We start from the raw sequence: 22,992 nt of genomic DNA, 5'->3' as shown, positions 1-22,992 counted from the left end.
TTGTTTTTTTGGGAGGCATCTATTGCGTTCTTGGGCCTTGGCCGAACGCCTCGTCAACCTTGGCCAAATCCTGCTCATTCAACGTCCCGGCGTAGTAATGCAACTTGGTCCAGGCCATCAAATAGTCGTAGCGCGCCTGAGCCAGGTCGCGGCGCGTGGTGTAGAGCTGTTGTTCGGCGTTCAGCGCATCGAGGTTGACGCGTTCACCGCCCAAGATGCTTTGCTTGGTCGAAACCACCAGCGCTTCGGCAGACGTCAGGGCCTTCTGATAAGCCCGCAACTTGTTCACGCCCGACAGGCAGGCGCTGAACTGCCGACGCAGCTGGATCAGGGTTTCCCGGGTCTTGCCGTCCAGTTCGTACTCGGCCTGCTCCATGGTGCGGCTGGCCTGACGAGTCGAGGCCGAGACCCCGCCGCCGGCGTACAGCGGCACGTTGACTTCGATGCCGATGGTGTTGGTGTCGTAACGCTGGTTGTAGGTGTTGCCGCTTTCCGACTCGTTCTGGCGCACTGAGGCGTAGGCACTGACTTTGGGCAGGTGTCCGGCGCGGTTGCGTTCGACTTCATAACGCGCGACTTCCACGGCATGGCGCTGCGAAGCCAGATTCGGGTTGTTGGACACGGCCATCTCATGCCAGGTGTCGTAGTTGGCCGGCTGCAGGGTAAACGTCTGGAAACTCTTATCCAGCGGCGCCAAATCCCCAATGTTGATCGCCGGCACACCAATCAGCGCGCCCAGCTCTCGTAACGATGCGTCCTGCTCATCACGGGCTTCGATTTCCTCGGCCGTGGCCAGTTCATAGCGGGACTCGGCCTCAAGGATGTCGGTGCGCGTGCCCTCGCCCTGTCGGAACATGTGTTCGTTCTGCTGGAACTGTTGCTCGAAAGCCTTTTTCTTGGCTTGCGCGATGTCGATCTGATCCTGCGCGAACAGCGCCTGGGTGTAATTCTCGAGCACCCGAACCAGCAATTCCTGGCTCTTGCCGCGAAAGGCTTCGTCGGCAAACAGCGATTGCGCCACGCCTTTGCGGTACGACGCGTAAGCCTCGTAGTCGAGCAGCGGTTGTTGCAGGGTCAGGGTCGAGCCGTAACTGCTGTAGTTGCGGTCATCGGTGCGGTTCTGCCCGCGTTCATTGAGGGCAGTAGCCTTGGAGGAGTTGCGCCCCTTGTTGTAGTTGTAACCGATCCTGGGCAACAGACCGGCGCGGCCGATGGCGCGGTTTTCAAGGCCGGCATCGCGTTCCTTGATGGCGCCGAGAAACACCGGATCATTGCGCAACGCTTGTTCGTAGACGTCGAACGGCCCCATGGCCAGCACACTGTTGCAGGTCAGCAACGCCAGGGTCGCGGCGAGCATGGAAAGCTTATTCATACAGCGGAACATCCTTATTCCTCAGTCAACGCGGAACCTGCCCGGTCGAGCAGCGGTTTGAACAAATAGTTGAGGAGTGAACGCTCACCGGTGCGCACGAACATTTCCGCCGGCATGCCAGGCTTGATCACCAGACCGTTGAGTTTTTCCATGGCCTGATCGCTGACGCTGCTGCGCAGTACGTAATAGGGCGCACCGGTTTTCTCGTCGATCATTTGGTCGGCGGAGATCAGGCTGACTTCGCCGGGCACGCGCGGCGTGCGGCTCTGGTTGAACGCCGTGAACAGGATGTCCACCGGCAAGTGCGCGCCGACCTTGTCGATCAGGTTGACCGGCAGGTGTCCTTCCACCTCCAGACTCGTCCCCTGAGGCACGATCTCCAGCAAGGTTTCGCCCTGTCGCACCACCGCGCCCACGGTGTGAACCCCGAGGTTGACCGCAATGCCATCGGCGGTGGCGATGATGTCGCTGTGTTGCAGATCGAACCCGGCGGAAGTCAGTTGCTCTTCCAGCGTCACGCTTTTCAATTGCGCATCGGCAAGCTGGGTACGGACTTCTTTCTGGTATTCCTCGATGCGCTGTTGCAGTTTCAGCCGCGATTCGAGGATGCCCTGCTCCACACGGCCGCTGTCGCCGATGTTTTCTGCCAATTGTTGCTGAACCTGCGACAGCTGACGCTGGTACTCCATCAACCGATTGCGCGGGATGTAGCCGTTATCTGCCAAGGGCTGAAGGTTGCTCAGCTGTTGTTGCAGAGAGCTGGCCTGAGCAGTCAAGTCCGTGCGGGCGCGGCGCATGCCGGCCAGTTGCGCGCTGGCGCCTTCGATGCTGGCGCGCAAGGCGGCCTGCTCGCGGGAAAACGCCTCACGGCGGCTGCTGAACAACTGCCGTTGACCTTCCAGCACCAAGGCCAGACGCGGGTCAGGATTGTTGCTCAGTTCAGCGGGGAAACTCACCTGCTTGAGGTTGTCCCGTTCACTCTGCCACCGAGCCAGACTGGCCCAGGCCATGCGGTATTGCGCTTGAAGCGATTGCACGTCCGCGGCGACTTGCGTCTGGTCGAGCTGGAACAATGGCTGGCCCTGCTTCACCACTTGGCCCTCGCGCACCAGAATCTGGCTGACCACTCCACTGCTCATCGATTGCACGGCTTTGCGCTTGCCCGACACCACAACCGTGCCTTGCACGGGAATGCCTTGGTCGAGGGGCGCGAGGCTGGCCCAGGTGAAGAAACTGCCGGCGCCGACGATCGCCAGAATCCAGCCCATGCGGACGAAGAAACGCGCGTCGCGCTCAGGGCGCTCTGCGATGTAGTCGTGTTCCATGGTGGCTTCGCTGATGTTGCTCATACACCCGAATTCCTTGTCGAGGGCTGATACTGACGGCTCATGCTGAGTCCACCCGGTGCTTGCACGGTTTTCTCCCGCTGCTGTTCCTGATTGGCTGCGAGTGCCTTGAGCACGTCCTGGCTGGCACCGAAGGCTTGCAAGCGCCCTTCGTTAAGCACCAGCAACTTGTCGGCCTGGGCCAGTGCCGAGGAGCGATGGGTCACCAGAATCACACTGGTGCCTTGGGCTTTCATTTGCACAATGGCGCTGGCCAGTGCCGCTTCGCCCACGGTGTCGAGGTTGGAATTGGGTTCATCCAGCACCACCAGGCGCGGGTTGCCATACAACGCACGCGCCAGGGCCACACGCTGCTTCTGGCCCCCGGACAAGCCGCTGCCGTCCTCGCCGAGCACGGTGTCGTAGCCTTGCGGCATGCGCAGAATCAGTTCATGAACGCCAGCCTGTTGCGCGGCTTCAACGACTTTTTGCGGGTCCGCCTCGCTGAACCGGGCGATGTTTTCGGCGATGCTGCCGCTGAACAATTCGATGTCCTGAGGCAGGTAACCGATGTAAGGACCGAGATCGTCGCGGTTCCAGCGATGAATGTCCGCGCCGTCGAGCCGCACCGTGCCGCCCAGCGTCGGCCAGACGCCAACGAGAACCCGGGCCAATGTCGATTTGCCGGAACCGGAGGCGCCGAGCACGCCCAGCACTTCCCCGGCACCGAGGCTGAAATTGACCAGATGCAGCGTGGCGGCCCGTTGCCCCGGCGGCGCGGCGCTGACCTGTTCGAAGCTGATCTGCCCCTTCGGCGCCGGCAGCGCCATGGCTTCGTCACTCGGTGGAAAGGCTTGCAACAACGAATCAAGACGACGGTAAGCGAGCTTGGCGCCGCTCCACTGCTTCCACACGGCGATCAACTGATCGATGGGGCTCAGGACGCGGCCCATCAGAATGGAACCGGCGATCATCATCCCGGCCGTCATATCGCCCTTGATCACCAGCAAGGCGCCCAGGCCCAGCACCAGCGATTGCAGGCACAGGCGCAGGGTTTTGCTCAGAGAGCTGATGACGGCACCGGTGTCGCTGGCCTGGTTCTGCAAGCCGAGGAAACGTGAATGGACCTGGAACCAGCGTTTACGCAACACCCCGAGCATGCCCATGGCCTGAATGGTTTCGGCGTTGTGCAGGTGACTGGTGGCCAGTTGGCTGGATTTCTGGGAAAACCCTGCGGCTTCGCCCAAGGGCTTTTTGGTCATTGCCTCGTTGAGGCAAGCAAGGCCGATCAACAGCACCGTGCCCACCGTCGCAAACACGCCGAGCCAGACATTGAACAGGTAGATCACAAACAGATAGACCGGAAACCACGGCGCATCGAAGAAGGCAAACAGCGCAGGACCGGTGACGAATTGGCGAATTTGCGTCAGGTCCCCCAAGGCTTGCCCGGCGTTGCCCTCGCCCTTGAACAGGTTGCGCTCGAATGCGGCCTGATAGACCCGAAGGTTGAAGCGACGCTCCAGTTGGCTGCCGATGCGGATGACGATGAAGCTGCGCACGATCTCAAGCAGACCGATGAAGGCAAAGAACCCGACCACCATCAACGACAGCATTGCCAGGGTGGTTTCATTTTGCGAAGACAGCACGCGGTCGTAGACCTGGAGCATGTAAATCGACGGGACCAGCATCAACACGTTAATTAACGCGGTAAAACAACCGACGCTGATCAGGATGCTCTTGTAGTCGCCCAGCGCTTTGAATAGTGGTGCGGTGGCCGGGCTCTTTGCCATCTTCATGGGTTATTCCTGAGGTGTTATTTCCTCGCCTTGGCCGGCGAAGTTTCCATTAACTGTCCGCGCAGGGGCGGATATAGGCTTTGCAATAGCGCTTACAAACTAACAACAACTTTTCGTGGGCGGCAGAGCGCCTCGACTAGTTGGGTTGTGCTTATGTCGGCAATGACGAGCGTTATAGTCGAATCTTGTTATTGCACCTGACGCACAAGTGTTATGACCAGATCGGATTTCAATGTGGCTTTATACGATCCGTCGCGTTGGCGGCTGAGAAATAGAATCTTCGAACCTTCTTTGCCGGTGATCGCCAGGCCATCCGGCTCAGGGAACCAGCCAATCGCAGATTCGCCGTCCAGCCAGGCGCTGAGACAATCGGCGCCCTCACCCAGCGTCTGTTTCGATTGAAAGTCGATGACGCAGACGTTGGACGGTTTGTCCTGCAACGCCTGGGACTCTGGCGAGTCATCTTTGGCGATCAGGGTCGCCTGCCATTTGCCGGCCAGTTCCGAGGGGTCTGCTAATTTCAGGCTGCTCGCCATGGCTACATCTCCAAAAATCATCATGAACGTCGCCAATAGCCACGCGGTTGTTCTGCAGGTGAAGCCGTTATGGATCATAAGGCGCTTTACTCATTTCAAGGGGCAGAGAGCAGCGCGTCTGCGCCGCCCTCCTTTTCACCTCACATTACGCAGCGATGTCGGAGTAAGCCGCCTGGCCCACGGTGCTGACCAGGAAATCGGCCACGCCATGCCCGGAGAAGTCCACCGACAACAGGCTGTTACCGCCCGAAGAGGTCAACACCGCATCGCCTGCCGCACCGGTGAACGAGTTCACAAAATGCAGGCCTGCGCCGTTGGTGATACCGGTCAGGTCGATCTTGTCCAGACCGCTGACAAAATCGAGGATCTGGTCGATTGCACCAGGTTTGGAATCGCTGCTGGCCGCAAACACGAAGGTGTCCGAACCGGCGCCACCCCACAGTTTGTCCGCGCCGCCCGCGCCGAAGAGGATGTCGTTGCCGGCACCGCCCTTCAGTTCGTTGGACACACTGTTGCCGATCAGCAGGTCGCTGCCCGAACCGCCAATAGCGTTCTCGACGGTGACGCCCTTGGCGATGGATACGTTACCCACCAGGCCGCCAACGTCGGAGAACGAGGCCTCATTGAGGTTGATCTTCTGGTTTTGGGTAAAACCGGAGAAGTCCAGGGTGTCCTTGCCGCCCGCATCCCATACCGAAAACACCACCTTATCCGACGACGAAGTCGCGCTCAGGAAGTCGCGCCCGGCGTTGGAGTTGAAGCCGTAAGTGGTGTCACCGGTCCGGGTGGTGGTGTTGGCACCGTAGAGCTTTTGGATAGCCGCGATATCGTCCATCAGCGGACCGGACGAATAGGCTTCGACGCCGCCCTTGCTGAAGTTCTGGCTGGTATTGCTTTCACTCCAGTAGCTCATGACGCTGTAACCGCGGGTGTCTTGCCCGTAGGAAGCGTCGTTGTAGGTCGGCGCGCCCTCGCCGGCGTTGTAGTCGCCAGGGTGGGCCAGGCCCAGGGAGTGACCGATTTCGTGGGTCAGGGTTTGCCGGCCGTAATTGTTCAGGTCCGGTGTCTTGTTGACGTTATAGCCACCGCCCGTCAGATACCACGAAGTACCGTCATAACCAGCGCCGGTGCCCGGCAGATAAGCGAATGCCGCTGCACCATCCTGGCCACCGCTGTAGTTGCCGAAGGTCATGTGAGCGTCGCCGCCCGTGGCCTTGTCGGTGAACGTGACATTGGCCACATCAGCCCAGGATTGCATGGCGAGCACAGCCTGGCCTTTCTGCTGAGCACTGAACTGGCTGAACCCGGTGATCCCGTGTTTGTTCATGGTGCTCGACGACGCCGAGGTCAGGAACGTGTAGGTGAGTTCGATTTTGCCGCTGCCGTCCTTGTCCTGGTAGGCAGCGCCATCGCGCAGCAACTGGGTCGCTGCCTGGTCGACGGAGAAGGAGGGTTTGCCATTGACCATGAGGTTACCGCCCCGATCATACTGATGGCTGAAGCTATTGATCTGGTTGAACGCAGAACTGGATGCAGCCAATGCTTGTAGTGGCTGGAACGCCTGTTCAGCGGTATCAATAGCGTTGTCTTTTACTTTCGACATAAACACACTTCCTTGTTTAGCTATGGAACAGTTTTTTGTCAGACAGCGACAATCTCTGGCGAGATCGTCCTATCACTCGCCCAATGAAGGCGAAAGAAAACTGACACAATTCGAAATCAAACGTCTACATTTTTTTTGACGTCAAATTGAAGTATTCCTGCAAGTACCCGAAAACAATGCCTGTGCTGTCGAAATATTGTTTGTTAGATGGCGGTTTGCGCAAATCGTCTGACGATTGGCTATTTAATTATTAAATAGAGATAAGTTTCTTTTTGTCGATGGAGTCTCACTTTCCGTGAGTTATTAGTATGAGTGCCAGCGCATTGATATCAGTTCGATCTTCATTGGATTAGAGATTTTGACGACTGCTGCGTTCGGCTGCGAAGCAGTCGTCAAAAACTCACAACCAACACGCATCCCAAAGTGGGTAGTCATGAACCCGCGTCACCAGTCCCGCTCGGATCGGATTAGCCACGACATGCCGGGCAAGAGCCTTCACGTCCTCCTCCCGCCGAACCGCACGATCGTGGCAACTTTGCTGCCACAACCGCCCTCGCCGCCCTAACGCCTGATTGACCGCCAAGCTGCTCCGGGATTTGATACGGCACATCAGCTCCGCCAGTGTCTTGTCGTGCAGCTGCACCAGGCAGTGCATGTGATCCGGCATCACAACCCATGCCAAAAAGTCCGCCCAACCCTCCTCCTGCGCCTGACGCAACGCCTGAACGACCAACCTCCCCAATCGCCAATCAACAAAAAACGGCTGCCGTTGGTCAACGACAGCCGTTATCAAATAAATACGCCCGGACTCAGAGAAACGACCAACGCGTAGCTGACCCGCATTTGTACAAACAGGCATTCCATTGCCTCCTGATCCATCGATAGGAGGCCAGGAATCTACAGCGTTACCTGCCAGCCCGACGGGCCGCAATGACTACAAGATATGAACCCTTAACTCCCGGTCCGAATCTTGTTCCACACCCGCGTGCGAACCCGGTCAATGTTCAGCGGCATCGCCTCCAGCGCAAACAATTTCCCCATCATGTCCGGGCTCGGGTAGACCTTGGTGTCGTTCTTGATCGCCGGGTCGATCAGGCTGTCGGCCTGTTCGTTGCCATTGGCGTAGTGCACATAATTGCTGATGCTGGCCATGACATCCGGGCGCAGCAGGTAGTTCATGAAGGCGTAGCCGGCCTTTTCATCCGGGGCGTCTACCGGCATGGCGACCATGTCGAACCAGATCGCGGCGCCTTCCTTGGGAATCGCATAGCCGATGTCGATGCCGTTCTTGGCTTCTTTCGCGCGGTTTTCGGCTTGCAGAATGTCACCGGAGAAGCCGACAGCCACGCAGATGTCGCCATTGGCCAGGTCGCTGGTGTACTTGGACGAATGGAAATAGCTGACATACGGGCGGACTTTCATCAGCAGCGCTTCAGCCTTTTTGTAGTCTTCCGGGTTCTTGCTGTGATGCGGCAGGCCCAGGTAGTTCAGTGCCGCCGGCAGAAGTTCGGGGCCGTTGTCGAGGATGGCCACACCGCACTTCTGCAGCTTTTGCATGTTCTCGGGCTTGAAAATCAGGTCCCAGGAGTCCACTGGCGCGTCATCACCCAACACGGCCTTGACCTTGGCGATGTTGTAACCGATGCCGGTGCTGCCCCAGAGGTACGGGAAGCCGTGTTCGTTGCCCGGATCGTTGGTTTGCAAGGCCTTGAGCAGCGCCGGGTTGAGGTTTTTCCAGTTCGGTAGTTGGCTCTTGTCGAGTTTCTTCAGCGCCACGCCTTGAATCTGCCGCGCCATGAAGTGGTTAGACGGAAACACCACGTCGTAACCGGATTTGCCGGTCATCAATTTGCCGTCGAGGGTTTCATTGCTGTCGAAGACGTCGTAACTGAACGCGATGCCGGTTTCTTTCTGGAAGTTTTTGGTCGTGTCCGGGGCGATGTATTCCGACCAGTTGTAGATCTTGACGGTCTCGGTCGCGTGGCCGAGGGATGCGACGAGCGCAACGGGAGCCAGAGTCAGTGTCTTTCGGATCATGAGTCGATTCCTGATGGGTTTATTGTTGTTGGCAGGCAATCAGAGGATCAAAAAATCAAAACGTAGGTCTTGCGCACGGTTTCCTGGATATCCCAGATGCCGAGGCTGTTGGCTGGCAACATCAGTGCATCGCCGGCTTCTATGTGCAGGGTTTCACCGTCATCCGGGGTAAACGTGCAGCGCCCCTGAATGAAGTGACAGAACTCCTGGGCGACGATCTGCCGCCGCCAGCGGCCGGGCGTGCATTCCCAGACGCCGGTTTCGACGCCATCGTCGCGCTCAACGCTGGTGGTCGAAGCCACCGCCACAGGCATGCCCAGTGGTACGGCGACCGGATTCGACTCTTCCAGCTTCAGGGTTGCGGTGTTCTTGAATTGCGTGATGCTCATGGGAGTACCTGTCGATTGAGCCTATAGATGAAGAGCGCGCCGTTTACTGCATGAAACCTTCCATGAAGCCGGCAATACCGGTGGCCAATTTGCGACGCCATGGTGCGGTGGCCGGATTGGCCAGGGTCTGGTCTTCGTGGGCGAAGCTACGGATGATCGCGTTGTAGCCGAGCCAACGGCAGGGCTCCGGCTCCCAGGCCCTGAGTGCGTCGAGCCCGCCATGGATGACCCACGGCTGGCGAACCAGCTCGGTGTCGCGCTGCAGAATCAGGTCGGCCAGGGTCCGGCCGCCCAGGTTGCTGGCGCCGACACCCTCCCCGCCATAGCCACCCGACAAGGCGATGCCGCTGGCCTGATCGCACAGCATGTGCGGTTTGAAACGCCGGGACATCCCCAGGTTGCCGCCCCAGGCATGGGTAATCCGCACGTTCTTGAGCTGCGGGAAGAGTTCGCTAAACAGATAACGCCGCAGCTCCACCTCGCTGGTGGTCAGGTCGAAGTCATGGCGTAACTTGGCCGCGAACTGATAACCGCCCCGCGCGCCGAACACCAACCGGTTGTCAGCCGTGCGCTGACCGTAAGTGACCTGGCGACTGTTTTCGCTGAAGGCCTGACCGCGACTCAGGCCGATTTCATCCCACGTGGCAGCGGATAACGGCTCGGTGGCCACGATCAAGCTTTGAACGGGCAGTTGATAACGTCCCAGCGGTGGCAAGGTGACCGAGTATCCTTCGACCGCCGGCACGATCCAACGGCTGCGAACCGAGGCTTGCGCCGTGCGCAGGCCACCCGATTGCCACTGGGTGACCGGGCTGTTCTCGTAGATCCTGACGCCCATTTTCTCCACCGTCCGAGCCAGACCTCGCACCAACTTTGCCGGGTGAATGGTCGCGACGTGCGGTGCATAGATACCGCCATAAGGTTTGGCGACTCTGATCTGTTGCGCCAACTGCTCGGGGCTGAGCCAGCGGTAATCGCTTTCGGTCAAACCCTGGCTGTAGAGCGTGTCGAGGTAGTGCCGAAGGGTGGCTTCCTGTTCCGGATAACGGGCAGCGCAATACAGCGCCCCGCCTTTGCGGTAATCGCAGTCGATACCTTCACGTTCAAGGACAATCCCGACCTCATCCGGAATGCCGTGCAGCAAATCGAAAGAAGCCCGGCGCTGTTCGGGCGGCAAGTCGGCCAGCAAGCGGTCTTCGCCCAGCACATTGCCCATCAGCCAACCACCGTTACGCCCCGAGGCGCCAAAACCGGCGGTTTGCGCTTCAACGATGGCGATGCTCAGATCGGGCGCCAGGCGCTTGAGGTAGTACGCGGTCCAGAGCCCGGTATACCCCGCGCCAATGATGGCGACGTCAACGTCCAGATCCTGTTCCAGCGCCGGTCGCGCCAATAATGGCTCGTCGAGTTGATCCATCCACAAACTGATAGTGCGCCACGCCGACATGCAAGACTCCGCCACTCAAACTTCGATGGCGTCGATCCTAGTGCGTGGACTTAGAGGCTGTCTTGCGCGCGTGCACGCAAAGAAATTTGTTTTACGTAGGCCTTGGGCGACTGGCCGGTGTGCTGACGGAAGCAGCTATAAAACGCCGACAGCGAATTGAACCCGGCGGCAAACGCCAGTTCGTCGATGCGTAGTGGCGGCGTGGCGTTATCCAGTGCCGCGAGCAAATGCTGCAGGCGCGCCTGGTTGACGTATCGATAGAAGCTCTGGCCAAGCACCTGATTCAGCAGATAGGAAATCTGATTGCGGCTGTACCCGCACTCCTTCGCCACCCGTTGCAGGTCGAGTTCAGGATCGAGGTAAGGTTGCTGGCGCTGAAAATATTGCTGCAAGTCTTCAGCCATGAAACTCAGCTGGCGTGCAGACAGCCCGAGTCGGCTGACCGCCGGACGTTGGCTGCTGGCGGCTTTGCTGACGGGCTGTTCATGCACCAGCGAGGCATATTCGTTGACCCGCCAGATCAGTCCGTCACGTACGGTAATCGCTTCGCTGGCCCGGAACGACACCAGTCCTTCACCGCCGCGAAGGGTGATGCGGTACTGAATGAACGCCGTGTTGCCGTCCAGACGAATACGGTCCGAGTGTTCGAGGGCTTCATCGGGATCACGGGGCATGCTGCTGCGCACGTATTCACGTAATTCGGACAGCCCCATCACCCGGTTCTGGAAAAAATCGCTGTACTGAATCTCTGGGTGATAGAGCGCCATCACCCCGTCCAGGTCTCGGTGTTTCCAGCGCAAGTGATAACGCATCACCGTGTCGCCCGTGGCCTGGGTTTGCAACGGACCATCATCATCGGCGTGCATAAAGGACTCGGCGAGAAAAAAGCCGAGCTTGCCGAAATTCCGTCTCAGCTTCAATGACCAACCAGTGGCGGCCAACTGCCGGACACCGGCCGTTCCCGTGACCTGCATCAAAAAAACTGAACCAATCGCTAAACGGCCTGAAAAATCCACATTATTTTCACATCCGGATGCTACTTTTAAAGGCAGTCACCGGTTGAGCCATTGAAGGTTCTTCCCTCCTAACATGAGCTAAAGGAAGCGCTCGATGAATAAGGCGGGCTACATATGAATAAAGGGTTCAGTAAAGTCACCTTTCCAAACGCCTGCCAGCTGATGCGCTGGCATTTTCATCCCATGGGTTTCGAGGCGAGCATGGATGCGCCGGGTAGCATGGTTGCCCGTCTATTTGACCGTGCCAGTGGCGAGACCATGATCGCCATCGCCGGCATTCCTTGCGCGACGGTAATGAATGCTGCGGATGTAGAACGAATAATCGAAGCGGTGGAAGACGAGCTTGAGGCTTTCATTCCGCCGACCGCCCTCAGGAGCTATGCCTGAAGGCTGAACACTCAACAACAAGCCCACGTTAAGTGGGCTTTTTTGTGTGCGAAGATTTTTTACGGTTCACGCCGATGCCTTGCCCTGTCGGTGATCGGCAAAGAACGCCTTGCCCTTGCCGATCCGATCGGAAGCTTTCGGCAGGTTGGCCGCCTGGGTATCTTGCCCATCGACATACCAGTAGCAATGACTCACTGCTCGAGTGATGCCGACGTAAGCCAGTCGCAGGATCTCGTCTTTCTGCGCGTTGTCGTACGCTTCGTTGTCGCCAGCCTTGCCCAGACCGGCCATGCGGTAGACCTGGTTCTTGTACGGTGAGCTGGTCAGGTGCTGACAATCACCCAGCAGGAACACGGCGTCAGCCTGAAGTCCCTTGGCGCTGTGATAAGTCAGCTGTTTGAGCCGTCGCGCTTCGTACGGCAAGCTAGAATCCACATTAACTACAGACTGAATATGCTCTTCTATCAATGACTTATCGCTACTTTTTCGATAAAGCATCAAGATTGAATCGCCTTTTCTGTAGTGCTCCATCAGGCGCTTGGCCATGCCTTGATCGTCGCGATCGAGAACGTTAACCGGCAGCAATGCCTTCGGCTCTCCACTGGCCTTGGCCTTCTTGCCTGCGATCGCCGGCGCCGCACGAACGATGTGTTCGGCCGCATCGATGATGTGCTGATGGCTGCGATAGTTGTCGCTCAGCATCACCTTGGTCGTGCTCGGCGAAGGGAATTCCTTGTTGAATTCCATGAAATACGTCGGCGAACTGCCCCGCCAGCCATAAATCGATTGCCAGTCATCGCCGACACAGAGCAAAGACGAACGTTGTGCGCCGCGCCCCACATGCATGGCCGGGCCGCGACTGCGGATTTCCGTGAGGCTCGCGCGAATCCAGGAAACGATCTGTGGCGATACGTCCTGAAATTCGTCGATCATCAGGTGCGACATCGGTCTGAGTAACTCATCACTCAGCAGCTTCAGGTTTTCCGGCGAGTGTTCGCTGAACAAGGCGAACATCCGGTTGTAAGTCATCACAGGGGGTTTCTGATCGAGCAGATGATCTTCCAGCGCTCGCCAGTACAGGCTCAAGGCCTCGAAGAAAAACCGCTCCGGGTCGTCCTTGGCGAAACTCATCTGGCCCACGGCAGTGGGTACATCCAGGCCGAGGTTCTCGATAAACCCCGCCGCAGCGACAAAACAGTCCAGTAACGGCGCAGAGCTGAGCTCGCCCTTGACCTTGTAATCGAAGCCCGGCCCGGCACTGGCATCGCCTCCAAGGGACGCCAATACACGCTTTGATGACTCGTAACTATCAAGCCATATCAATGGCTTACGACAGAAAGCTTGAAACAGGGTGCGCTTTACCGCCCATTCAGCGCGCACACTCAATTTGGCATTGGGACGGCTGACCTGCGGGTTTTCCCGGGGATCGAACCCCAGCACCACCCAAGCGTCCAGGCTCGGAATATAGCCATGACAATGAAACGTTGAGCCGTTGATATCGAACGTCTGGCGCTTCGGCTCGATGCCTTTGATCGGCCAGGCACCCGCGCGAAACCACAAATCCTCGATAGCGTCGCAGAGCTCTTCGTCGCGCTTGGAGGCCAGTTCGGTCACGGCCATGCGCTTCTGCACGTCCGGGTGATCGCGCTCCAGTTCCTTGAGCTGCAGCGCGTGACGGGACAATGGCTTGATCAATTCGCGAAAGCGTTCATTGCGCGTGTGCAGGCTGTGATAGCAAGCGTTGAGTTGTTGGCGCTGAGCGTCGTTGATGCGCAGGTCGAAAGGATTGCTGTCGACCTCCTCATCGCCGCTTTGCGCACGGTGACTGAGGTTTTCGAAGGCTTGCAGCCGCTCGAAGCCCGGCAGGCTGCGAACCATTGGCAGGATTCGCGAATGGAAGGTGCGTACCAGATCACGCGCCTCCTTGAAACTGAGCGCCCGGCCCCAGAGTGCAAACAGCTCGATCAGTTTGTTGATGAAGTCTTTGCGCGATTCACGGGTAAAGGTCACCACCGTCATCGAACTCAGCTCGAACCCCAGATAATGGGTGAGCAGCAAAATTCGCAACACCAACGTGGTCGACTTGCCCGCACCCGCGCCGGCAATCACCGAGGTCGAGGGCGTGTCGCTGAAGATCATTTTCCACTGCGCGGCGCTGGGCTGGGCGTGCGGTGGCAGCAGTCTAGCGACATCCGTCTTCATGCGTTTCTTCAACTCAGCGCTCAACGGCAGACGCCAATCGTCGAACAGATTGTCGTCAACGTTGGGCGGCCGGTGTTCGGTCGAGCGCGAGTCGCGGATCAACAATACCTGCCGGCCTTCCTCCAACCCCTCAAGTTTGCCTTCCTTATAGCCGTAATCCACCCCGGCACTGTGCCCACTTCGAAAGCCGTCAGCCTGGCCGTGCAGCCAGGATGCACGGTGTTGTGCGCGCAGACGCGTCAGGCCGTGACCAAAGAACCGGGCGGCCAGACGCTTGAGCAGCGGCATCTCGGCCAAGGGACGAAGTTCAGGAGGAAGATCGGGGGTGTGTTGCGGCACGCGGGCTGACTCCAGGGTGTGAGGCTGTTGGGGGCTATGGTGTCTGCATTTGCCGTTCAGTTCTAGTGAAATGCTTACAGGTCATTGGCTTATGCGATGAAGTGAAGGTTGGATGAGAATCTTTCGAGGTTTTTTGATATCAAATTATTCGATTGTATTGAGGCATTTTTTACGCTTTTTATCGATTGATGCCTGATAGATGATGCTCGCCATCAACCACCGGTTCGCGTTTCGTGGCTCAGGCACTCTGCCCCATGACGAACCTTTTCAGGAGACGATCATGCTTGAACTCAGACCCTTCAACTCCCTGGGCGGCGCCAACCATGGCTGGTTGGATGCTCATCACCACTTTTCGTTCGCCGAGTACCATGACCCAAAACGCATGAACTGGGGCAACCTGCGGGTGTGGAACGACGACGTGATTGCCTCTGGCACCGGTTTCCCGAAACACCCACACCGGGACATGGAAATCATCACTTATGTCCGTGAAGGCGCAATCACTCACGAAGACAACCTGGGCAACAAGGGTCGTACCGAAGCGGGTGACGTTCAGGTCATGAGCGCCGGAACCGGGATCGCCCACAGTGAATACAACCTGGAAGCGACCGAGACCAGGATCTTCCAGATCTGGATCATCCCGAACGAATCCGGTTTGGCACCGTCCTGGGGCGCCAAGCCCTTCCCCAAAGGGCAGCGCGAAGGTTTCGTGACACTGGCAAGCGGCAAGGCTGGCGACGATCAAAGCCTGCGGATTCGAGCCGATGCGCGATTAGTGGCCGCGAACCTCAAGGCCGGTGAATCCGCCGAGTATCGTCTGGACAATGGCCGTCGCGCCTATCTGGTACCGGCTACCGGTGCCATTGAAGTCAATGGCTTGCGTGCACAAGCTCGAGACGGTATTGCAGTTGCCGATGAGCACGTGTTGCGGGTGACCGCCATCGAAGACAGTGAAATCGTTCTGGTGGACCTGGCTTGATCGGGTAAAACGCGAAAAAAAAAGGGGCGACCGTCATGGCCGCCCCTTCTTACATTCTGGATTACTTCGCAGAGATCGCGCCGTCCACCAGTGTTTGCGCTTCTGCCACCAATTGCTTGAGGTGTTCGTCACTGACGAAGCTTTCAGCGTAGATCTTGTAGATGTCTTCGGTGCCCGACGGACGCGCCGCGAACCAGCCGTTCTCGGTCATGACTTTCAGACCACCGATCGCCTGGTCGTTACCCGGCGCATGACTGAGGATGCTCTGGATCGCTTCGCCCGCCAGTTGGGTCGAGGTGACCTGGTCCGGCGACAATTTGCTCAGCAGTGCCTTCTGCTCAGGGTTGGCCTTGGCATCGACGCGCACCGAGAACGGTTCACCCAGTTCATCGGTCAAGGCGCGATAGGCCTGACTTGGGTCGCGACCGGTGCGGGCGGTCATTTCTGCCGCCAGCAGTGCCGGGATCAAGCCATCCTTGTCGGTGCACCAGACGCTGCCATCCTTGCGCAGGAACGAAGCACCGGCACTTTCTTCGCCGCCGAAGCCCAGAGAGCCGTCGAACAGACCGTCAGCGAACCACTTGAAGCCGACCGGCACTTCGTACAGGCGACGACCCAGACGTTTTGCAACGCGATCGATCAAGCCGCTGCTGACCACGGTTTTACCCACGGCCGCATCAGCGCGCCATTGCGGACGGTTCTGGAACAGATAGTCGATCGTTACGGCGAGGTAGTTGTTCGGCGCGAGCAAACCGCCGGACGGGGTCACGATGCCATGGCGATCGTGGTCCGGGTCACACGCGAATGCTACGTCGAAACGCTCTTTCAGACCGATAAGGCCCTGCATGGCGTAAGTGGACGATGGGTCCATGCGGATCTGACCGTCCCAGTCGACGGTCATGAAGCGGAAGGTCGGATCGACCTGTTTGTTGACCACTTCCAGATCCAGACGGTAATGCTCGGCAATCGCCGACCAGTAGCGCACCCCGGCTCCGCCCAGCGGATCGACCCCCAGACGCAGCTTGGCATCACGGATGGCGTCGAAGTCGATCACATTGATCAGGTCGGCGACGTAGGTATTGAGGTAATCGTGACGATGGGTCGTGCTGGCCTTCAGCGCCTGCTCGTAGCTGATGCGTTTGACGCCTGCGAGCTTGTTGCTCAGCAGTTCGTTGGCCTTGGCTTCGATCCACTTGGTGATATGGGTATCGGCCGGACCACCATTGGTAGGGTTGTATTTGTAGCCACCGCTTTGCGGCGGATTGTGCGACGGCGTGATGACGACGCCGTCTGCCAGGCCCGACGTACGCCCGCGGTTGTAGCAAAGAATGGCGTGGGAAATAGCCGGTGTCGGGGTGTATTCGTCGCCTTCGGCGATCATTACCGTCACGCCGTTGGCGGCCAGCACTTCAAGGGCACTGGCGCCGGCCGGTGTGGACAGCGCGTGAGTGTCGATGCCGACGAACAGTGGGCCATCAATGCCTTGGGCTTCGCGGTACAGGCAGATTGCCTGGCTGATCGCCAGAACGTGCCATTCGTTGAAACTCAAGTCGAACGAGCTGCCTCGGTGCCCGGACGTGCCGAAAGCTACGCGCTGGGTCGAAATGGCGGCATCGGGCTGGCCGGTGTAATAGGCCGTCACCAGTCGCGGGATGTCGACCAACAGTTCTACCGGTGCCGGTTTGCCCGCAAAAGGACTGAGTGTCATGCAAAACCTCTGAAGTCGAGTGGTTCAGGAATAGGAACGCAGTTTACTGGCAGTTTGACCGCAGCGCGATGGGATCGATCCATGAGTGTCACGCAGGGTGTGTGGCCCCGTTCAATCGATCGACTCCAGACGCAAGGCGTCTCCTAACAAGCCCATTGCCGCGGCCAAGTCGTGATCACCGCCGAAGGTGTGACTCAGGCGCAAGTGTTGCGCGTGCAAGCCCTGGAGACTGAACAGCTCTCCCGGTGCGATCACCACCTGGTGCTTGAGCAGGCGCTGGAACACTCGACGAACATCGACCTGACGCAGCGAACGAACCCAGATCGTTGCTCCTCCCTGAGGCTCGACGAAGTGCAAGGCATCGCCCAGACGCTCCTGCAACAGCTGCGTCATCTGCACCTTGCGGTCCTTGAGCATCCGCCGTAATACCTGAAGATGCTGATCGACACGTCCATTGCCATACAAGCGAGCGATGGCTTTCTGCCGAATCGGTGACAAGCGGAACGACCGCAGCAGAAAGTACCGTTGCAGTTCAGCACTGAAATGCCGAGACAGCAGATAGCCGTATGGCGCCTCCGGCCCGATGATTTTCTCGAAGGTGGAAAACACGATCAGCCGATCGGGGTCCAGCAAATCGCGAAACCGCTGGCCGTCCGGCTCGAATCCGAGTTCGCCGTAGCAGTCGTTTTCCAACACCCAACTGCCATGTCGCTCCAGCAACTGCGCGACGGCTTGCCGGTTGTCATCGGGTGCCAGGCTGCCTCGCGGCATGTTCAGCCCGGATGAAACCATCACCAGCCGCACCGGTTCGGTCTCCAGCAGTTCCTTGAGCCATTCAACGTCCAGGCCGCCACAGGATTGCACCGCCAGCTCGATCACTCGCACCTGCGCAGCCTGGAGCAACCGCAGAATCGCCCAGTCGCACGGCGACTCGACCAACACCGTCGCGTCCTTGAGATTCAACACAGCGATCAGTATTTCCAGCACGCCACGCAGGTCGGCGCCAATATAGACATCGTCGGCGTGCCAGCAGCGCAGCGGCGAGGTGGTGTAGCGCGCCGCCAGGGCGATGCGCAATTCCAGCTCGCCGCAAGGTTGCGATGCCGGTTGTGGCTGACGCGGATACTGGCGCAGCAGTTCTCGTTCCAGCAGTAACAACGGACTGTCGAGGGGTTGCAACAACGCCGGTTCATCGGCGCTCAAGACCAGCATTCCGGGACGTCTGGCGTTCACATAAACGGTTTCGAGCAGGTCGTTGCCACTGCTGAGCATGCTGATGGAGGACACCGGTAACGCGTAATAGCCGGACTTGGCCACCGAATAAACGCGCCCTTCCTTCTCCAGCAGCGAATAAGCGTACTGAATGGTCGAGATCGACACGCTCAGACGCTCCGCCAACTGTCGCAACGAAGGCAGACGGACTCGCGTGTCACTGACCGGTTCGTTGATCAGGTTAGTCAGATATCGGTACACCGCCTGATACGCGAAGTCAGTTTCTCGTGACCCTTTCATGGGCGAGGGCCGAATGCCGTGTGAACGTCATCATGCATCGTCAGAGAATCTGTCAAGCCACGCACTTTCAGCGCCCCGCTGACCATTCATCCGCCACCGCCGTGTCGTCGTCATAGTTGGCTGCTTCGGCTTGCAAACCCGCGCCGCCGAGTTCCGTGGCGCTTACCCTACCCTCATCCGCAGACACCGGTCCCATGCGGTAAAGCTTGCCGATCAAGCTGACAGGCAACCCGCTGACGTCGGTCATCCATTGCAGAACCTGCTCCGGCACCGGATTGCCCTGCATTGCCCGGTGCAAATCAGGCATCGCCACGAGCATACCGGGGTGGCACTGGCGCAGAAAACGCTCAAGCGCCGCGCCATTCTCGACGAAAGGTGAAAAGAGCAGGCACACCAGTTGAGCCTCGCTCAGGCCAAGGTTTTTTTGCTCCTCGGCCGCTGCCAGCACGCGTTGCTCGGCCAACGTCGCCGGATTGCCGAACGCCTCTACCGCTTGTTCGCACAACCGTTCCGCCAGTTGTTTGCGCCGCATCATCACCAAGGCCCGTTGCAGGTATTCGGCAACACCCGTCTCGTAGCCGCGGTCGTGAACGAAGCACGACTGCAAACCCCGCATGTGTGCAGAGATAGAAAGGCTGACGTACTCGTTGTCGCTGAGTTGAGCCGCCAGCTCGTCAGGTTGAAAACCGAGAAACTCTGTGAGCAGCGGCCAACGCTCTTCCAGGTTGCTGACCAGCAAGTCGTGAATGTCGATGTACGTGGCGCGACGACAGGCCTCAAATCGTTCAGCCGGACGCCACGCAACCTGGCCGTGCTCAGCATAAAAAGCGCGGTAGCAGTCGCTGCCCAGTTCATCGAGCAGCGCGAAAAGCGCCTCGTAGCCGGTTTCGTGGTGACTTGAGGTCTTGAGCCCGGCCTTCGCGGCAGCACGTTTCAACCCGTCGAGAAACTGCTTCTGCTGACGAGGTGAGTCGCTGCTGATCAATGCATCGACACCGCTGTCCCAACGAGCTATTTGCCCATAGAACTCGCCGGAGGCCAGATACCCGTCGTCCCACAGATCAAGCGGCCCGTTCCAGGCGCGACGATGGCCCACCATCAAGAGATTGAGCCGATTCAACTCACGGCCGCCTTCGGAAATCGGCGTCAGGTGGTTGAACGGCAGGACTTCCCGGTTATCAACCATCAACACTTCGACCCGAGGATCGTCGTAGAGGAACAAGGCGCTGTAGCTGCGATGGATGTTTTCCAGCGCCGCAGGGCTCGCGTCGTTCAAGCGCAAGGATGCCACTCGCAACTGGAATGTCGCTGGCGCCCGGCCGGCGATACTCAGTTGTGCAGCGCGCAGCAGCGCCAGGGTGTAACAACTGTCGCGGGAGCCGGACTGAATCGCCAGGACCTTGTAATCGCCAATACGCTCCATGCCCCCGGCGGCCACCACCAGTCGCTGAATCATCAGCTGCAATGCCGTGCGTTCGGCGCGCGAGAAGAAACTCAGCAATCGCTGCAACACTTGTTGGTAGACATAGTTCATCGCTTGGTCATGGGTATTGGTCATCTTTATTTACCTGATGCTTGTTAGTTCGTTATCGCGCCAACAACGACACGCATTGCGCAATGGGTTGCTTGCCACGATTGAAGTATTGGACGCTATTGCCAAATGCTAGCACTTAAGCTTTTAGTAATTATTTGAAATAACTAGAAGTCTCCCCTGCTCCCGCCAACGACAGGTGGCCGCGACCCCCTGCAGGGCCGGCCTCTTGCCGCTGCGAGCGACATCCTAGGAAATGTCCGACAGCGTCCCACAGACAATTAGCACAAGAAATAGAGAAAGAAGTCACCCATGTTTTTTTAGCAACTGCGTAACGACGAACTATTGGTCGGATATGTATTAACAGTGTGTGTTGAAAAGTATCAGCCTGATAACCAGCCATGACTCATTCCTTGAGATGAAAGTAATCATTCAATTATCAAGGCTTATATGATGATTAGAAGATACAGATTGAGAGCAAAAACCAGTTCAGTTGCTGAACTGACCCAGTGATGGGGCAATGGGACGTCTCATTTTGGCAGGTGCTGAAAACAGAAGAATCCGTGGGGGCACGGACTCTTGCAGAAGGGGCTTATTTGAAGGGCTTACGCAGGTTCAACCTGGAGGGCGACCCGTTCGCGGCATGGGCATTCGTCCATGTAGCGGTGTGCTTCGACAAACTCGGAAAACGGGAAGACCCGAGTCTTGAGCGGCAGCAGCACGCGGTCGGCGGTCATCTGGTTGATGTCGCGCAAGGCACGTTGCAGTGCGACCTGGTCCTGGATGATGCCCAGCTCCGGCTTGCCGGTGAAGTTGCCGATGCAGTGCACAAAGAACTGGATGTTCTTCTGGAACGCTGCGCAGGCCGGGAACGGTGTCTGGTTGCCACCTTGCAGGCCGTACAGCACCAGGCTGCCGCGAGGAGCAAGCACATCGCCAAGCAATGACATCTGTGGACCGCCGAGACCGTCGAACACAACGTCCACGCCACGGTTGTCGGTGATCTTGTTGATCTGCATCAGCAGATCCTGTTCTTCGGTGACGATGACTTTCTCGGCACCCAGGGACAGCAGATTCTCACGCTCTTCCGCCGTCTTGGTCGCGGCAATGACCCGGATACCCAGCGCCTTGCCCAGTTGTACAAAGGACGGACCGGCACAGTGGCTGGCGTCGGTCACCAGGGCGAATTGCCCGGGTTTGACCCGTGCCAGATCGACATAAGCGAAGTAAGCGATCAGCAGCGGCGTGTAATGCACGCTGGCTTCGATCGGGCTGAGCACGTCCGGGTAACGGGTAAGTGCCGAGCGCGGCAGAACGATCTGCTCGCCGTAGACCGGATAGTCATTCGGGCTTTCGGCCGGGAAGCTAGCGACCTTGTCGCCGACTGCCAGATCATCGACGCCCTCGCCGACCGCCGTCACGACGCCGGACATTTCATGGCCAAGGCCTGAAGGCAGACGAGCGTGGGAAGAGGCCAGGTTCTGGCGCCAGAGAATGTCGTACCAGCTGATGCCAATCGCCTCGACGCGCACCTGCACTTCGCCCGGCGCAGGGAGAGCGGCCGCATGCTCTTCGCATTTGAGCACCTCGGCTGGACCAAACTTGTGAAAACGGATCGTGCGGGACATCGCAAACCTCGTCAAAGAAACCTCTAATGCCCTGAACTCTATCTGGGCTTTCTACCCAAGACTATCAGTGGCTATTAATAGTCGACATGCCTGTCATTGATTCCGCAGCGCCGGTGACATCCGTGAAAACCGAAGCAGCCTTTTCAGGAAAACTGAATTACTCGGTGCAGAGTAGCAGCCTTTCCCCTTAATATTCATGCCGGCCATTGTTCTCATATGGCCGCTCTCGTCAAGCTTGATGACTCTGCCAGGACTCCAGATGAATCGTAATGACCTGCGTCGTGTCGACCTGAACCTGTTGATCGTTTTCGAAACATTGATGCACGAACGCAGCGTGACCCGCGCTGCGGAGAAATTGTTCCTCGGCCAGCCGGCCATCAGTGCGGCACTCTCGCGCCTGCGCGGGCTGTTCGATGATCCGTTGTTCGTGCGTACCGGTCGCAGCATGGAGCCGTCCGCCCGGGCGGTGGAAATCTTCGCCCTGCTCTCGCCTGCACTGGATTCGATTTCCACCGCGGTCAGTCGTGCGGCGGAATTCGACCCGGCGACCAGCACCGCGGTATTTCGCATCGGTCTGTCGGATGATGTCGAATTCGCCCTGCTGCCGATGCTGCTCAAGCGTCTGCGCGCCGAATCGCCGGGGATCGTGCTGGTGGTGCGTCGGGCCAACTACATCCTGATGCCGAGCCTGTTGGCTTCGGGTGAAATTTCCATCGGCGTCAGCTACACCGCCGACCTGCCGGCCAACGCCAAGCGCAAAGTACTGCGTCGCAGCATGCCGAAGCTGTTGCGGGCCGACACGGTGCCGGGGCCATTGAGCCTGGATGATTTCTGCGCACGGCCCCATGCGCTGGTGTCGTTCGCGGGCGACCTGAGCGGCTTTATAGATGAAGAACTGGAAAAGCTCGGACGCAAACGACATGTGGTGCTCGCAGTGCCGCAGTTCAACGGACTCAGCACCCTCATCAGCGGGACTGATATTGTCGCGACCGTGCCGGATTACACGGCTGAAGCGTTGACGGCGGCCGGTGGTGTGCGGGCTGAAGACCCGCCGTTGCCGGTGCGCAGTTTTGAATTGCACATGGCCTGGCGTGGGTCGCAGGATAATGATCCTGGCGAACGTTGGTTAAGGTCGCGTATTCAGATGTTCTTTGGTGATCCGGATAGTTTGGCCTGATCCTGATTTTA

At 58.5% G+C, this 22,992-nt stretch carries 18 protein-coding genes; 3 read left to right on the top strand and 15 right to left on the bottom strand.

From position 1 onward, the window contains the following. Nucleotides 1-19: 19 nt before the first annotated feature. The 10 genes from ACMXYJ_RS17780 to ACMXYJ_RS17735 form a co-directional block, all read right to left on the bottom strand. Complete coding sequence (locus ACMXYJ_RS17780) at nucleotides 20-1,384, bottom strand: TolC family outer membrane protein (protein ID WP_415756219.1); 1,365 nt, start codon at nucleotides 1,382-1,384, stop codon at nucleotides 20-22. 2 nt (nucleotides 1,385-1,386) lie between these two features. Then, complete coding sequence (locus ACMXYJ_RS17775) at nucleotides 1,387-2,721, bottom strand: HlyD family type I secretion periplasmic adaptor subunit (protein WP_415756218.1); 1,335 nt, start codon at nucleotides 2,719-2,721, stop codon at nucleotides 1,387-1,389. Beyond that, complete coding sequence (locus ACMXYJ_RS17770; RefSeq protein WP_415756217.1) at nucleotides 2,718-4,493, bottom strand: type I secretion system permease/ATPase; 1,776 nt, start codon at nucleotides 4,491-4,493, stop codon at nucleotides 2,718-2,720. Before ACMXYJ_RS17770 ends, ACMXYJ_RS17775 begins: the two co-directional genes overlap by 4 nt. Before the next feature lie 188 nt (nucleotides 4,494-4,681). Further along, nucleotides 4,682-5,107 (bottom strand): AprI/Inh family metalloprotease inhibitor, encoded by a 426-nt coding sequence (locus ACMXYJ_RS17765; protein WP_415756216.1) that lies wholly within the window; start codon nucleotides 5,105-5,107, stop codon nucleotides 4,682-4,684. Between the two features lie 67 nt (nucleotides 5,108-5,174). Then, nucleotides 5,175-6,632 carry a serralysin family metalloprotease gene (locus tag ACMXYJ_RS17760; RefSeq protein WP_415756215.1) on the bottom strand — a complete coding sequence of 486 codons (1,458 nt, stop codon included), beginning with the start codon at nucleotides 6,630-6,632 and terminating at the stop codon, nucleotides 5,175-5,177. A 400-nt stretch (nucleotides 6,633-7,032) separates the two neighbouring features. After that, entirely contained in the window at nucleotides 7,033-7,491 is a 459-nt protein-coding gene (locus ACMXYJ_RS17755) for an REP-associated tyrosine transposase (protein WP_415756214.1), read from the bottom strand. A gap of 92 nt (nucleotides 7,492-7,583) precedes the next feature. Beyond that, nucleotides 7,584-8,669, bottom strand: a complete 1,086-nt coding sequence (locus ACMXYJ_RS17750; protein WP_415756213.1) for a polyamine ABC transporter substrate-binding protein — start codon at nucleotides 8,667-8,669, stop codon at nucleotides 7,584-7,586. 47 nt (nucleotides 8,670-8,716) lie between these two features. Beyond that, the gene (locus tag ACMXYJ_RS17745) at nucleotides 8,717-9,058 is read right to left on the bottom strand and encodes a cupin domain-containing protein (protein WP_056743722.1); all 342 of its coding nucleotides are present in this window, start codon (nucleotides 9,056-9,058) and stop codon (nucleotides 8,717-8,719) included. 43 nt (nucleotides 9,059-9,101) lie between these two features. Then, complete coding sequence (locus tag ACMXYJ_RS17740; protein ID WP_415756212.1) at nucleotides 9,102-10,505, bottom strand: NAD(P)/FAD-dependent oxidoreductase; 1,404 nt, start codon at nucleotides 10,503-10,505, stop codon at nucleotides 9,102-9,104. 50 nt (nucleotides 10,506-10,555) lie between these two features. Continuing rightward, entirely contained in the window at nucleotides 10,556-11,371 is an 816-nt protein-coding gene (locus ACMXYJ_RS17735; protein ID WP_140682769.1) for a helix-turn-helix transcriptional regulator, read from the bottom strand. 264 nt (nucleotides 11,372-11,635) lie between these two features. Between ACMXYJ_RS17735 and ACMXYJ_RS17730 the strand changes: the two genes are divergently transcribed. Continuing rightward, nucleotides 11,636-11,908 carry a DUF1652 domain-containing protein gene (locus tag ACMXYJ_RS17730; protein WP_415756211.1) on the top strand — a complete coding sequence of 91 codons (273 nt, stop codon included), beginning with the start codon at nucleotides 11,636-11,638 and terminating at the stop codon, nucleotides 11,906-11,908. 66 nt (nucleotides 11,909-11,974) lie between these two features. On the opposite strand, the gene ACMXYJ_RS17725 is transcribed toward ACMXYJ_RS17730, so the two are convergent. Beyond that, the gene (locus ACMXYJ_RS17725) at nucleotides 11,975-14,449 is read right to left on the bottom strand and encodes a UvrD-helicase domain-containing protein (RefSeq protein ID WP_415756210.1); all 2,475 of its coding nucleotides are present in this window, start codon (nucleotides 14,447-14,449) and stop codon (nucleotides 11,975-11,977) included. Between the two features lie 280 nt (nucleotides 14,450-14,729). On the opposite strand from ACMXYJ_RS17725, the gene ACMXYJ_RS17720 reads away from it, so the two are divergent. Continuing rightward, on the top strand, nucleotides 14,730-15,425 hold the full coding sequence (locus ACMXYJ_RS17720) for a pirin family protein (RefSeq protein ID WP_415756209.1): 696 nt from the start codon (nucleotides 14,730-14,732) through the stop codon (nucleotides 15,423-15,425). Nucleotides 15,426-15,486: 61 nt separating this feature from the next. Here ACMXYJ_RS17720 and pgm read toward each other — a convergent pair whose 3' ends face one another. The 4 genes from pgm to ACMXYJ_RS17700 form a co-directional block, all read right to left on the bottom strand. After that, a complete protein-coding gene (gene pgm / locus ACMXYJ_RS17715) occupies nucleotides 15,487-17,133 on the bottom strand; it encodes a phosphoglucomutase (alpha-D-glucose-1,6-bisphosphate-dependent) (RefSeq protein ID WP_415756208.1) in 1,647 nt (548 codons plus the stop codon). Between the two features lie 111 nt (nucleotides 17,134-17,244). Continuing rightward, on the bottom strand, nucleotides 17,245-18,645 hold the full coding sequence (locus ACMXYJ_RS17710) for a PLP-dependent aminotransferase family protein (RefSeq protein WP_415756207.1): 1,401 nt from the start codon (nucleotides 18,643-18,645) through the stop codon (nucleotides 17,245-17,247). A 67-nt stretch (nucleotides 18,646-18,712) separates the two neighbouring features. Continuing rightward, complete coding sequence (locus tag ACMXYJ_RS17705) at nucleotides 18,713-20,203, bottom strand: hypothetical protein (RefSeq protein WP_415756206.1); 1,491 nt, start codon at nucleotides 20,201-20,203, stop codon at nucleotides 18,713-18,715. Between the two features lie 578 nt (nucleotides 20,204-20,781). Next, the gene (locus tag ACMXYJ_RS17700) at nucleotides 20,782-21,804 is read right to left on the bottom strand and encodes a zinc-dependent alcohol dehydrogenase family protein (protein ID WP_415756205.1); all 1,023 of its coding nucleotides are present in this window, start codon (nucleotides 21,802-21,804) and stop codon (nucleotides 20,782-20,784) included. 259 nt (nucleotides 21,805-22,063) lie between these two features. Here ACMXYJ_RS17700 and ACMXYJ_RS17695 point away from each other — a divergent pair, with 259 nt between their 5' ends. Then, the gene (locus tag ACMXYJ_RS17695) at nucleotides 22,064-22,981 is read left to right on the top strand and encodes a LysR family transcriptional regulator (protein ID WP_008156370.1); all 918 of its coding nucleotides are present in this window, start codon (nucleotides 22,064-22,066) and stop codon (nucleotides 22,979-22,981) included. The last annotated feature ends 11 nt before the right edge of the window (nucleotides 22,982-22,992 follow it).

Source organism: Pseudomonas arabinosi, assembly GCF_047758675.1.
In the GTDB taxonomy this organism is placed as follows: domain Bacteria; phylum Pseudomonadota; class Gammaproteobacteria; order Pseudomonadales; family Pseudomonadaceae; genus Aquipseudomonas; species Aquipseudomonas arabinosi.
Note: the sequence above shows the minus strand (reverse complement) of the source record. Positions and strands in the feature narration are given on the sequence as shown.

Coding starts and splice junctions, on each gene's coding strand:
- ACMXYJ_RS17735 (WP_140682769.1), bottom strand. CDS start 11,371: ATGCACGCCGATGATGATGGTCCGTTGCAAACCCAGGCCACGGGCGAC.
- ACMXYJ_RS17775 (WP_415756218.1), bottom strand. CDS start 2,721: ATGAGCAACATCAGCGAAGCCACCATGGAACACGACTACATCGCAGAG.
- ACMXYJ_RS17755 (WP_415756214.1), bottom strand. CDS start 7,491: ATGCCTGTTTGTACAAATGCGGGTCAGCTACGCGTTGGTCGTTTCTCT.
- ACMXYJ_RS17710 (WP_415756207.1), bottom strand. CDS start 18,645: ATGAAAGGGTCACGAGAAACTGACTTCGCGTATCAGGCGGTGTACCGA.
- ACMXYJ_RS17750 (WP_415756213.1), bottom strand. CDS start 8,669: ATGATCCGAAAGACACTGACTCTGGCTCCCGTTGCGCTCGTCGCATCC.
- ACMXYJ_RS17740 (WP_415756212.1), bottom strand. CDS start 10,505: ATGTCGGCGTGGCGCACTATCAGTTTGTGGATGGATCAACTCGACGAG.
- ACMXYJ_RS17770 (WP_415756217.1), bottom strand. CDS start 4,493: ATGAAGATGGCAAAGAGCCCGGCCACCGCACCACTATTCAAAGCGCTG.
- ACMXYJ_RS17695 (WP_008156370.1), top strand. CDS start 22,064: ATGAATCGTAATGACCTGCGTCGTGTCGACCTGAACCTGTTGATCGTT.
- ACMXYJ_RS17705 (WP_415756206.1), bottom strand. CDS start 20,203: ATGACCAATACCCATGACCAAGCGATGAACTATGTCTACCAACAAGTG.
- ACMXYJ_RS17700 (WP_415756205.1), bottom strand. CDS start 21,804: ATGTCCCGCACGATCCGTTTTCACAAGTTTGGTCCAGCCGAGGTGCTC.
- ACMXYJ_RS17780 (WP_415756219.1), bottom strand. CDS start 1,384: ATGTTCCGCTGTATGAATAAGCTTTCCATGCTCGCCGCGACCCTGGCG.
- ACMXYJ_RS17730 (WP_415756211.1), top strand. CDS start 11,636: ATGAATAAAGGGTTCAGTAAAGTCACCTTTCCAAACGCCTGCCAGCTG.
- ACMXYJ_RS17720 (WP_415756209.1), top strand. CDS start 14,730: ATGCTTGAACTCAGACCCTTCAACTCCCTGGGCGGCGCCAACCATGGC.
- ACMXYJ_RS17745 (WP_056743722.1), bottom strand. CDS start 9,058: ATGAGCATCACGCAATTCAAGAACACCGCAACCCTGAAGCTGGAAGAG.
- ACMXYJ_RS17765 (WP_415756216.1), bottom strand. CDS start 5,107: ATGATCCATAACGGCTTCACCTGCAGAACAACCGCGTGGCTATTGGCG.
- ACMXYJ_RS17760 (WP_415756215.1), bottom strand. CDS start 6,632: ATGTCGAAAGTAAAAGACAACGCTATTGATACCGCTGAACAGGCGTTC.
- pgm (WP_415756208.1), bottom strand. CDS start 17,133: ATGACACTCAGTCCTTTTGCGGGCAAACCGGCACCGGTAGAACTGTTG.